Genomic DNA, 12279 nt, shown 5'->3' with positions numbered 1-12279 from the left:
GGCGGCTTACAGTGGCCACGTAGTTGAGCCCTCAACAGAAGTGAGGCCGCCATGCCCGCCGTGACCGTCGAGGACACCACCACCCTCGCCCGGGTCCCCCTGCCCGCACCCCGCACGGTGCGCCGCCGGGTGCGCTCGGTGACCACTGCGCCGTCCGGCTTCGAGGGCGAGGGCTTCCCGGTCCGGCGCGCGTTCGCCGGGGTCGACCTGCGCGCCCTGGACCCGTTCCTGCACATGGACCAGATGGGCGAGGTCGAGTACGCGCCCGGGGAGCCCAAGGGCACCTCGTGGCACCCGCACCGCGGCTTCGAGACCGTCACCTACCTCCTCGACGGCACCTTCGAGCACGCCGACAGCCACGGTGGCGGCGGCACGATCAGCGACGGCGACACCCAGTGGATGACCGCCGGCGGCGGCGTCCTGCACATCGAGCGGCCACCGGAGGCGCTGGTGCTCAGCGGCGGGCTGTTCCACGGCCTGCAGCTGTGGGTGAACCTGCCCGCGGCGCAGAAGTGGGTGGAGCCGCGCTACCAGGACCTGCGGGCCCGCCAGTCGGTGCTGCTGACCAGCCCGGACGGCGGCGCGCTGCTGCGGGTGATCGCCGGCGACGTCGGCGGGCACCGCGGCCCGGGCAGCACCTACACGCCGATGGCGATGGTGCACGCGACCGTCTCCCCCGGTGCCTCGCTGGACCTGCCCTGGCGGCCGGACTTCAACGCGCTCGTCTACGTGCTCTCCGGCTCCGGCTCGGTGGGCGTCGACGGCGCCCCGGTGCACACCGGGCAGCTCGCTGTCCTCGGCCCCGGCGACACGGTGACCGTGCACGGCACCCGGCCCGGCGACCGGCACGCCGAGGCCCGCACGCCGGACCTCGACGTCGTCGTCCTCGGCGGGCTGCCGATCCGGGAGCCGATCGCGATGTACGGGCCGTTCGTGATGAACACCCGGCAGGAGGTGCTGGACGCGATGACCGACGCCTCCGCCGGCCGGCTCGGCACCATCCCGGCCGCCCGGGTCGCGCACGGTGACGTGCACGGTCTGAGCGAGTAGGAAGGCGGCCATGAGCAACCTCGAGCCGCGGCCCGCGCCGCACGAGCTGGGCGGGCGCGCCCAGGCGTCGGCCGGGCCGGCGCTGGACCTGCTGCCGGGCAAGGAGGTCCTGCTCGGCGAGGCCACCCACGTCCGCCGGCTGCTGCCCACGCTCGGCCGGCGGCTGGTCGGCGCCTGGGCCTTCGTCGACCACTACGGCCCCGACGACGTGTTCGGCTCCGCGGGGATGCAGGTGCTGCCGCACCCGCACACCGGGCTGCAGACGGTCTCCTGGCTGCTGGACGGCGAGGTGCACCACCGCGACTCGCTCGGCAGCGACGTGCTGATCCGGCCGCGGGAGCTGGCGCTGATGACCGCCGGACACGCGATCGCGCACGCCGAGCAGTCGCCGGCGGTACACCCGCGGTACCTGCACGGCGCGCAGCTGTGGGTGGCGCTGCCCGACGGCGTCCGGGACGTCGCCCCGGCGTTCGAGCACCACACGGCACTGCCCGGCTTCGACTCCGACGGGGTGCAGGCAACCGTGCTGATGGGCGCGATGGCCGGCGCCACCTCACCGGGGACGGCGCACACCCCGCTGGTCGGGGTGGACCTGGCGCTCTCCGCCGGCGCCGACGTCGAACTGCCGCTGGAGCCGGACTTCGAGTACGCGCTGCTCACCGCGTCGGGCACCGCCGACGTGGAGGGCGTGCCGCTCACCCCCGGCGCGATGCTCTACCTGGGCTCGGGCCGGCGCACCGTGCGGCTGCGCACGGACGACGCCGCCCAGCTGCTGCTGCTGGGCGGCGAGCCGTTCGAGGAGCGGATCGTCATGTGGTGGAACTTCGTCGGCCGCTCGGGTGAGGAGATCGCCGAGTACGCCGAGCAGTGGGCCGAGGGCGACCGGTTCGCCGACGTCCCCGGCTTCGACGGCCAGCGGCTCGGCGCCCCCGCCCTGCCCCCGCTCCCCCTCAAGCCCCGCGGCCGCACCCGCTGACCGACCCCGCGGGTCAGCCGGTGGTGGCGGCCCGTCGCCGTGTCCGGACCTCCCGGACGGTGAGCACCGCCAGCCCGATGGCGGTGAGCGGCAGCAGCCCCCACTGCGCCACCGCGGTGAACGCCGGGGCGGCCGCCGATCCCATGGCCGGGAGCACGAGGACGGCGAGGTAGATCGCGTACCAGGCGAGCAGCAACCCGCCCTCCCAGCGGACCAGCCTGGCACCGGTGAGCAGCAGCGGCACGAACGCGAGCGTGACGGCGATCATGACCGGCAGGTCCAGACGCAGTGCGGAGGCATCGACCGGGAGGCCACCCGGGGCGACGACCGCGGTGAGCCCGAGCACCACCCCGATGTTCAGCACGTTGCTGCCCACGATGTTGCCCAGCGCCATCTCCCGCTGACCGCGCAGCGCAGCCACCACCGTCGTGGCCAACTCGGGCAACGAGGTGCCGACAGCGACCACGGTCAGTCCGATGACCAGGTCGGAGAGCCCCAACGCGGCGGCGATCGTGGTCGCGGCGGAGACCAGCATCCGCGCGCCGACCACCAGGAGGGCGATGCCGACCAGCAGCATCCCGAGGGGCACGAGCACCGTGCGAGGCCGCAGCGGCGGCCGTTCGTCCTCGGTCGCGTCCGGGGCCTCCTCGCGCCGACCGGCCAGCACCTTCCAGCTGAGGTAGGCGACAGCCAGGACCACCAGCAGGAGCCCCTCCCACAGGGCGACGGTGCCGTCGATGGCGAGCAGGAACAGCAGGACGGACAGGCCCAGGAGCGCCGGCAGGTCTCCACGCAGCAGCTTCCGGTCGACGGCCAGCGGCGCGGCGACCGCGGTGAGCCCGCCGACCAGCAGCACGTTGGCGATGTTGCTGCCGACCACGTTGCCGACCGCGATCCCTGCGGCACCGGTCAGCGCGGCACCCAGCGAGACAGCCAGCTCGGGTGCTGCGGTGGCGAAGGCGACGACGGTGAGCCCGATGACCAGAGGTGAGATGCCGACCGCGCGGCCCAGGGCCGAGCCCCCGCGCACCAGCAGCTCCCCGCCGGCGGTGAGCAGGACGAGTCCAGCCAGCAGCTCGAGCAGGGTCACACCCGGCCTGTGCCCAGCCGGCCCCGGGATCAGCCATCGACAGGGGACCGTTCCCCCGGTGGTCACCTACCCGTCGCCTCGGCGCGAGCTCCGTGCCGGACAGGGGCCCGAGCCCTGGAGGGGCCGAAGTCGCGACTTCGGCCCCTCCAGCTCACTCGGCGGCGCGGAGGGTGTTCCAGTGGGTGCGGCGGCGGGCCTGCTCGTCTGGGTCGGGCACCGGCAGGGAGGCGATGAGCCGCTGGGTGTACGGGTGCTTCGGCGCACCCAGCACCTCGGCCCCCGTACCCTCCTCCACCAGCCGGCCGCGGTAGAGCACCGCGATCCGGTCGGCGAGCAGGTCGACGACGGCCAGGTCGTGGCTGATGAACAGCGCGGCGAACCCCAGCTCCCGCTGCAGCTCGGCGAAGAGCTCCAGCACCCGGGCCTGCACCGACACGTCCAGCGCCGAGGTCGGCTCGTCGGCGATGAGCAGCTCGGGCTGCAGGGCCAGCGCCCGGGCCAGGCTGGCCCGCTGCCGCTGCCCGCCGGAGAGCTCGTGCGGGTACCGGTCGCCGAACGCCTTCGGCAGCTGCACCGCCTCCAGCAGCTCGTCGACCCGCGGCCGGGCCGCGCGGGGGTCCTTGGCCCGCTTGTGCACCACGAGCGGCTCGGCCACGGCGTCGGCGATGGTGAGCAGCGGGTTGAAGCTGGACGCCGGGTCCTGGAAGACGAACCCGATCCGCTCGCGCACCGGCCGGAACGGGCGCTCCTTCATCCCGTTCATCTCGGTGCCCAGCACCGCCAGCGAGCCGTCGCTGACCTTGGTCAGCCCGGCGATCGCCCGCCCGATGGTGGTCTTCCCGCTGCCGGACTCCCCGACCAGACCGAGCACCTCACCCGGCCGGATGCTGAAGCTGACGCCGTCCACGGCGACGAAGTCCGGGCGGCGCATCCGGCCGGGGTAGACGATCCGCAGGTCCCTCGCCTCGACGACGGGGGCGGCGCGCTCCCAGCCGGCCGCGCGCCCGGCGGCCCGCTCCCGGGTCCGCTCGACGCCCTGCCCGAGCCGCGGGACGGCGGCCAACAGCTGCCGGGTGTAGGGGTCCTTCGGTGCGCTGAACAGCGTGCGCACGTCGGCCTGCTCGACGATCCGGCCCTGGTACATGACGGCGACCCGGTCGGCCAGGTCGGCGACCACGCCCATGTTGTGAGTGATCAGCACGATGGCGGCACCGAAGTCGTCCCGGCAGCGGCGCAGCAGCTCCAGGATCTCGGCCTGCACCGTCACGTCCAGCGCCGTCGTCGGCTCGTCGGCGATGATCACGCCGGGGTCGAGCACCAGCGCCTGGGCGATGACGATGCGCTGCTTCTGCCCGCCGGAGAACTGGTGCGGGTAGTGGTCGACGCGGTCCTCGGGGTCGGGGATGCCGACCCGGCGCAGCACGTCGATCGCCTTGGCCCGGGCCTCCTTCTTGCTGTACTCCCCGTGCGCCCGCAGCCCCTCGGCGATCTGCCAGCCGATCGGGTAGACCGGGTTCAGGGAGGTCGAGGGCTCCTGGAACACCATCGCGGCGTCCTGCCCGCGGACCTCGCGCAGCTTCGCACCGGACAGCGGGACGACGTCGTGCTCGTCGGTGCCGTCCTTGCTGCTCAGCACCACCGCACCGCGCACCCGCGCGGTCTCCGGCAGCAGCCCCAGGATGCTGCGCGCGGTGACGGTCTTGCCGCTGCCGCTCTCCCCCACGATGGCCAGCACCTCACCGGCCTGGACGGCGAGGGTGACGTCCTGCACCGCGGTGACGGTGCCGGCATCGGTGGCGAAGGAGATCTGCAGGTCCTTGATGTCGACGACGCTCATGAGCGGGTCCCTCCTCCGTCCTGGCCGGTCACGTCCGGCCCGGCCACCTGCCCGTCGGCGGGCTCGGCACCGGTGGCACCGGCCGAGGCCGGCGTCCCGGGTCGTTCGCCGGCCACGGTGACCCCCAGGCCACCGACGCCCGCCGGCCCCCTGGTCAGCGCGCCGCCGGGGACGGCGGCGACCTCGCCCTCCTCCGCCGGCTCCTGGTCGGCCACCCGGCGGCGGGTGCGCAGCCGGGGGTCGGCCAGGTCGTTGAGGCTCTCGCCGACCAGCGTCAGGCCGAGCACGACCAGCACGATCGCCAGACCGGGGAACAGCGAGGTCCACCAGATGCCGCTGGTCACGTCGGACAGCGACTGCTGCAGGTCGTAGCCCCACTCGGCGGCTTCGGTGGCCTCGATGCCGAACCCGAGGAAGCCCAGGCCGGCGAGGGTGAGGATCGCCTCGGACGCGTTCAGCGTGAGGATCAGCGGCAGTGTGCGGGTGGCGTTGCGCAGCACGTGCCGGAGCATGATCCGGCGGTTGCTCGCACCGATGACCCGGGCGGACTCGACGAAGGCCTCGGCCTTGATCCGCACCGTCTCCGCCCGGACCACCCGGAAGTACTGCGGGATGAACACCACGGTGATCGAGATGGCCGCGGCCAGGATGCCGCCCCACAGGCTGGACTGCCCGCCGCTGATCACGATCGCCACGATGATCGCCAGCAGCAGCGCCGGGAAGGCGTAGATCGCGTCGGCGATGACGACGAGGACCCGGTCCAGCCAGCCGCCGAAGTAGCCGGAGACCAGCCCGAGCAGCACACCGGCGACGATCGACAGCAGGACGGCGACGACGATCACGTACAGCGCCGTCCGGGAGCCCCAGATCACCCGGGACAGCACGTCGTACCCGCCCACGGTGGTACCGAGCAGGTGGTCGCCCGACGGCGACTGCTGGGCCCCGAACAGGCCCTCGGCGTCGCGCAGCTGCCCGTACTCGTAGGGCGCGAGCAGCGGCGCGAACAGCGCGGTGAGCAGGAAGACGCCCATCAGCACCAGCCCGGCCACCAGCATGCCGCGCTGCAGGCCGACGCTCTGCCCGAGCTGGTGGACGATCGGCAGCTGGCGCCAGGAGCGACGCCGGCGGGCCGGCGTCGCGTCGGGCTCGCCGGCCGGGCCGGCCTCGGTCGGCACGGATGTCGCCGTGGCCATGTCAGTACCTCACCCGGGGGTCGATGAGCGCGGCGATGATGTCGACGATGAAGTTGGTGACGGCCACGATGACCGCCAGCAGGACGACGATGCCCTGCACGGCCACGAAGTCGCGGGCCTGCAGGTACTGGGCCAGCTGGAAGCCCAGGCCCTTCCACTCGAACGTCGTCTCGGTGAGCACGGCGCCGACGAGCAGGATCGCGATCTGCAGGCCCATGACGGTGATGATCGGGATCAGCGCAGGGCGGTAGGCGTGCTTGCGCAGCAGCCGGGACTCCGCGACGCCGCGCGAGCGGGCGGCCTCCACGTAGCCGGTGCCCAGCGTGCCGATCACGTTGGTGCGCACCAGCCGCAGGAAGATCCCGGCGGTCAGCAGGCCCAGGGCGATGGCGGGCAGGACGGCGTGCTCCAGGACGTCGGAGATGACGTCCCAGTCGCCGGTCTGGATCGCGTCGATCAGGTAGAAGCCGGTCGGGTTGTCCAGGAACTGCAGCTCGATCTCGGTACCGGTCGAGGCCCGGCCGGCCACCGGCAGCCAGCCCAGCCCGGAGGCGAAGACCAGCTTGAGCAGCAGGCCGGCGAAGAAGACCGGCGTCGCGTAGCAGAGGATCGCGAAGACCCGCAGGACGGCGTCGGGGAAGCGGTCCCGGGAGTATGCGGCCAGCATGCCCAGCGGGATGCCGACGATGAACGCCACGATGAGCGCGTAGACCGTCAGCTCCAGCGTGGCGATGCCGAAGGTGGTCAGCACCTCCAGGACCGGCCGCCGGTCGCTGAGGGTGGTGCCGAAGTCGCCCTGCACCAGGGCGCCCAGGTACTCGAGGTACTGGGTGAACAGCGGCCGGTCGTACCCGGCCTCCCGGACCCGCTCGGCCAGCTGGTCGGCTGGGAGCCGCCCGCCGAGCGCGGCGGTGATCGGGTCGCCGGTGGCCCGCATCAGGAAGAAGACGGTCGTGACCAGGATGAAGATGGTCGGGAAGATCAGCAGGAACCGGACCAGCAGGTAGCTGCCCAGCCCTCCGCTGCCCTTGCGCCGGCGCCGGGGCGCGGGGTCGGGGGCACCGACGGGATCGGCGGTGCCCCCGGTGGGTTCGGTCGTGGTGGTGGTCATCTCTCCCAGCCTGAGGTGGCGGCGGACATGCCGGTGCCCCGGGTAACTCGCGGACGGCGGGTCACCCGGGGCGTTCTGATCCGGCTCGATCAGCCCTTGCTGAGGGCGCCGTAACGGAACTTGAAGGACGGGTCGAGGGTGTCCTCGGCGCCCTGCACGTCGGTCCCGGTGACGGCGACCTGGGCACCCTGCAGGTAGGGCAGCGTCGACAGGTCCTGGGCGACCTCGGCCTGGATCTGCTCGATCAGGGCCTGCCGCTCGGCCGGGTCGACGGTGGTGGCCTGCTCCAGGATCAGGTCGTTGACCTGCTGGTCGGAGTAGTGGTTGGCCAGGAAGTTCTCCGTCAGGAAGAACGGCGTCAGGTAGTTGTCGGCGTCGGAGTAGTCCGGGAACCAGCCCAGCTGGTAGGCCGGGTAGACGTCGGCGACGCGGTCCTTGGAGTACTGCACCCACTCGGTGGTCTGCAGGTTCACCGTGAACAGGCCGCTGGACTCCAGCTGGTCCTTGATCAGCGCGTACTCGTCACCCGAGGACGGGCCGTAGTGGTCGTTGGAGTACTGGAGGTCGAGCTCCACCGGCGTCTGCACACCGGCCGCCTCCAGCACCTGCCGGGCCGCCTCGACGTCCGGGGCGCCCGAGCCGTCGCCGTACTGCTCCAGCAGCGGCTCGACGGCGCCGGTGAGGCCCTCGGGCACGTAGGAGTACAGCGGCGTGTAGGTGCCCTTGTAGACCTGCTCGGCCAGCTCCTCGCGGTCGATCAGGTGCGCCGCGGCCTGCCGGACGGCGAGGGCCTTGGCCGGGTCGGCCTCCGGCGTCGTCGCACCGTAGGGCTGGGTGTTGAAGTTGAACGTGATGTAGCGGATCTCCCCGCCCGGACCGTCGACGACCTGGACGGAGTCGTCGCTGCGCAGGTCCTCGACGTCGGTCGCCGTCAGGCTGCGGAAGGCGACGTCGACGTTGCCCTCCTGGACGTCGAGCTTCAGGTTCGACGAGTCGGCGTAGTAGCGGACGTTGACCGTCTCGGTCTCCGGCGCGCCCAGCAGGCCCTGGTAGCCGTCGAACGCCTCGTAGGAGACGAGGTTGTTCTGGTCGTAGTTGGTGATCGCGTACGGGCCGGCGAAGGCGTTGCCCTCGACGATCTCCTGGTCCGTGGTCAGCGCATCGGCGGCGAAGACGTCCTCGTCGACGATCGGGCCGGCCGGGCTGGAGAGGATCTGCGGGAACACCTGGTCGTCGGGGGACTTCAGGTTGAACACCACGATGGTGTCGTCCGGGGCCTCGACGCTGTCCAGGTTGTAGAGCAGCGACGCCGGGCCGTTCTCGTCGTTGATCGCGACCATCCGGTCGAAGGAGAACTTGACGTCCGAGGCGGTGAGCTCGTTGCCGTTGGCGAACGTCAGCCCGTCCTTCAGCGTCACCGTGTACTCGGTGGGCGAGGTGAACTCGGCCGACTCGGCGATGTCCGGCTCGACGTCGGGGCTGCCCAGCGGGGTGTTCATCAGGAACGGGTAGACCTGGTTCATCACGGCGAACGAGCCGTTGTCGTACGAACCGGCCGGGTCGATCGTGGTGATCTTGTCGGTGGTACCGACGATCAGCGAGTCGCCGCCGCCGCCGGAGCCACCGCCGTCCCCGTCATCGCCGCCGCACGCCGACAGCGCCAGGGCCGTCGCCGTGATGCCCGCTGTGGCGACCAGCGCACGCCGGCCACTCCTGGACACGGAGTTCATCCGCTACCTCGTTCTCATGGGGTGGCGGTCTGCGGGCGCCACGATGCGCCACCGCAGCCGCCGGTGGCTTGTGGAGATGCATGACTAACACACCCATCCCACGACGTGGGACGCGGGAGGACAAGGCGTGACCGTGTTGTGACCGGATCAGGACGCTGAGGTGGCCGTCGGGGGACCGGGCGGTCAGAAGTCCCCGCCACCACCGAAGTCGCCGCCGAAGTCCCCGCCACCACCGAAGTCGCCCCCGCCGCCGAAGCCCCCGCCACCACCGAAGTCGCCCCCGCCGCCGCCGCCGAAGCCACCGCCGTAGCCGCCGCCGAGCCCGCCCAGCAGGATGCTGCCGAGCACTCCACCGGCGACCCCGCCGGCCACGCCGCCGGCGAAGCCCCCGCCTCCGTAGCCGCGCCGGGGACCCGAGCCGTAGCCGGGGCGGCCGCCGTAGCCGCCGGCCATGTACTGCTCGACGTCCTGCTGGGCAGCGGTCAGTGCCTGCCGCGCCAGGCCGTCGGCCCGCTGGGCCTCCCGCAGCGCGGTGACCGGGTCGGCCGCGGCGGACCGGGATGCCTCGTCCAGGTGCCGCTCGGCCTCGGCCAGCCGGGTGCGCGCAGGGCTTCCGACGGCGCCTCGCCGGGTGGAGATGAAGTCACCGGCGACGGTGACCGACGAGTCAGCGGCGCGGATCGCCTGCTGCAGGTGGGACCTGGCCCGCTCCTGCTGCTGCCGGACGTCGCGCGCGGGCTCCAGCGCCGCCTCCAGGGCGAGGTCGGCCTCGTCCAGCCGCCGGACCACGGCCAGCGGGTCGGGCAGCTCGCCGTCGCGCGGCTGCAGCTGCGCGGCGCTGCTGGCCAGCGCCCGCTCGGCCCGGGCCAGCTGCTCCCGCAGCCCCGGTGTGTCGACGTTGCGGGACAGCATCGCCTGGGCCTCGGCGATGTCCCGCTCGGTCTCCGCCCGCACTTCGTCGTACCGCGCGCCGCTGGCGGCCAGCTCGTCGGCCAGCCGGCCGACCGCGTCCAGCAGGGTGCGGCTCTGCGCCAGCGCGTCCTCGGCCGCCCGGATCGCCGGGACCGCCCCGGCGGGCCGACCCGCGTCGAGCTCCGCCTGTCCGGAGGCCACCGCCTGCTCGGCCAGGTCCGTGCGGGTACGCGCTTCGATCACGTTGTCGGCGACCGGCGACCAGGCCGTCCGGGCGTAGCGCTGCTGCAGGTCCTCCAGGGTGCGCTCCGCCGCCGGGATCCGGTCACGGACACCCTGGATCGCCGGGGTGAGCGCCGCCAGCGTCTCGGGTGCGGAGTCCTGCAGGTGGCGCAGCTCCGCGTACGCCTCGGCCTGCTCGGCCAGCCGGGCGTCGGCCGCCGCGGTGAGCTGCAGCAGCTGGGTGAGCATCCGGCGCTGGGTGGGCTCGTCCTCCGGGAACTCGTCGTCCAGCTCCTGGCGCAGTGCGAACGCCTGGGACAGCTCGCCCTTGGACCGGTCCAGGGCGTCCTGGAAGCCGGCGACCGACTGCTCGCCGTACTGGGACCGCGCGTAGGCCAGGTCGAGCTCGGAGGTCTTGACCGCCTCGTCGAGGTCGAGCAGCTCCTGGCTGGCCCGGAAGGTCAGCTGCTCGGTGGAGGTGCCGTGATGCGGGTCGCGGGCCGCGGCCTCGGCGGCGGCCCGCTCCTCCGCGGCGCGGGCAGCGGCGGCCTGCTGCTTCTTCCGCCGCCGGCTCTTCATCAGCGCGTACCCGCCACCGCCGACGACAGCGATCCCGACCAGCACGGCCAGCGCTCCCCCGCCGCCGTCACCGCCCCCATCGGCCCCGGTCGCCGTACCGGCCCCGTCGCCCTGCAAGGCCACGGCCATCGACGTGGCCGCCCCCGTCCAGTCTTCCTGTCGCAGCTCCGGCAGCACCACGTCGTCGACCAACTGCTGCAGCTCCGCCCGGTCGGCGAGGCCGGCCGCGTCACCGGCATCGAAACTGACCTGCCCCTCGCTGGTCTCCGTGGGCACGGCGACGGCGAGCAACACGGCGTTGTCACCCAGCCCGGCATCGAAGGCCTGACTGGCCCAGTTCTCTGCGTCCGCCCCCTCGAAGGAGTCGACGTAGACGACGTAGAGCTCGGTGCCCTCCTCGGCCTCCAGCTGCTGGAGCGCCGACTCGACCTCGTCCTCCTCCGCGCTGCTCAGCACGTCGGCCTCATCGACGAGCTGCTCGGTCGGCGCGAACGGCTCGGCGGCGAGGGCCGGAGCCGCCCCCAGGAACACGGCGGGCACACCGACGACCAGCGGGACGAGCAGCCGGGAGAGGAGACGCATGGGTCCATCGTCGCCGATCACGCTGTGCTGGGGGTGGCCGAGGGCTACGGCACCGCCGGCCGACCCCCGGTCGGCCCCCGCGACGGTGGCCACGCCGACCCGACGTCTCACTCCTCGGCGACCTCCATCACCGAGAACACCGCCCCCCACGGGTCCGTGACGACGGCGAACCGACCGAACGGGGTGTCCTCGGCCGGCATGAGCACCTTCCCGCCGCCGGACTCCACCGCCCGGACCGCCGCATCGGTGTCGGCCACCGCGAAGCAGGTGCTCCAGCCCCGGGGCAGCCCCTCGACCACCCCGCTCAGCCCGCCCAGCGGGCGATCACCGGTCGCGAACGTGCAGTAGCCGCCGGCGTCCGGGATCTCCTCCCAGGCGAAGCCGAAGACGGCCGTGTAGAACTCCTGCGCCGCGGTCGGGTCGTCGACGGCGGCCTCGTTCCACACCAGTGCGCCGGGTTCGTTGAACACCTGCACCCCGGTGGTGGTGCCGGCTTGCCAGAGCCCGAACGGGCTCCCCTGCGGGTCGGTGACGATCGCCATCCGGCCGGCCGGGCCGACGTCCATCGGCGGGGCGAGCACCCCGCCGCCGGCCGCCGTCACTGCGGCGGCCGTCGCGTCGGCGTCCTCGGTGGCGAAGTACGTCGTCCAGCGGGGCGGGTCGGCCGGGTCCTGCTGCGGACCCAGCCCGGCCGCCTCGTGCCCGCCGCTCAGGCACATCAGGTAGCCGCCGGCATCGGGGCCAGGGTCGCGGTAGGTCCAGTCGAGGACCGCTGCGTAGAACGACCGGGCGGCGTCCGGGTCGGGGGTGCCGAGGTCGACCCAGCACGGCGTGCCGGACGGCCAGGGCGTGGTGCGAGTGGGCATGGCTGCTCCTCGAGTCGGGAGGCCGACCGTCCCACCGGGCACCGACAGTCCGACCGGCTCGGCGCGCCACGTCTGCCCGCCGCTGCAGCGGGTAGGGGCTCGGGCACCGCCCGAGACCAGCCCGCCCGAGA

At 73.3% G+C, this 12279-nt stretch carries 9 protein-coding genes; 2 read left to right on the top strand and 7 right to left on the bottom strand.

Annotation, left to right across the window (positions count from 1 at the left end; genetic code table 11):
* The first annotated feature begins 51 nt into the window (after window positions 1-51).
* A complete protein-coding gene (locus O2W16_RS15110; protein WP_269159633.1) occupies window positions 52-1050 on the top strand; it encodes a pirin family protein in 999 nt (332 codons plus the stop codon).
* 10 nt (window positions 1051-1060) lie between these two features.
* A complete protein-coding gene (locus tag O2W16_RS15105; RefSeq protein WP_269159632.1) occupies window positions 1061-2026 on the top strand; it encodes a pirin family protein in 966 nt (321 codons plus the stop codon).
* Between the two features lie 13 nt (window positions 2027-2039).
* Here O2W16_RS15105 and O2W16_RS15100 read toward each other — a convergent pair whose 3' ends face one another.
* The 7 genes from O2W16_RS15100 to O2W16_RS15070 all read right to left on the bottom strand — a co-directional run bounded on the left by O2W16_RS15100 (window position 2040) and on the right by O2W16_RS15070 (window position 12148).
* Entirely contained in the window at window positions 2040-3116 is a 1077-nt protein-coding gene (locus tag O2W16_RS15100) for a calcium/sodium antiporter (RefSeq protein ID WP_269159631.1), read from the bottom strand.
* A 151-nt stretch (window positions 3117-3267) separates the two neighbouring features.
* Window positions 3268-4953, bottom strand: a complete 1686-nt coding sequence (locus O2W16_RS15095) for an ABC transporter ATP-binding protein (RefSeq protein ID WP_269159630.1) — start codon at window positions 4951-4953, stop codon at window positions 3268-3270.
* Entirely contained in the window at window positions 4950-6146 is a 1197-nt protein-coding gene (locus O2W16_RS15090; protein WP_269159629.1) for an ABC transporter permease, read from the bottom strand. Before O2W16_RS15090 ends, O2W16_RS15095 begins: the two co-directional genes overlap by 4 nt.
* A 1-nt stretch (window position 6147) precedes the next feature.
* Window positions 6148-7257 (bottom strand): ABC transporter permease, encoded by a 1110-nt coding sequence (locus tag O2W16_RS15085; protein ID WP_269159628.1) that lies wholly within the window; start codon window positions 7255-7257, stop codon window positions 6148-6150.
* Window positions 7258-7346: 89 nt separating this feature from the next.
* Complete coding sequence (locus O2W16_RS15080) at window positions 7347-8987, bottom strand: ABC transporter substrate-binding protein (protein WP_269159627.1); 1641 nt, start codon at window positions 8985-8987, stop codon at window positions 7347-7349.
* 183 nt (window positions 8988-9170) lie between these two features.
* Window positions 9171-11282 carry a TPM domain-containing protein gene (locus tag O2W16_RS15075; protein ID WP_269159626.1) on the bottom strand — a complete coding sequence of 704 codons (2112 nt, stop codon included), beginning with the start codon at window positions 11280-11282 and terminating at the stop codon, window positions 9171-9173.
* 107 nt (window positions 11283-11389) lie between these two features.
* Window positions 11390-12148, bottom strand: coding sequence for a VOC family protein (locus tag O2W16_RS15070; RefSeq protein ID WP_269159625.1), 759 nt, complete (start codon window positions 12146-12148; stop codon window positions 11390-11392).
* Between the last annotated feature and the right edge of the window lie 131 nt (window positions 12149-12279).

It is taken from the genome of Modestobacter sp. VKM Ac-2984, assembly GCF_026967985.1.
Lineage (GTDB): Bacteria > Actinomycetota > Actinomycetes > Mycobacteriales > Geodermatophilaceae > Modestobacter.
The sequence above is the reverse complement of the archived record's forward strand: the minus strand, read 5'-3'. Positions and strand labels throughout refer to the sequence as shown.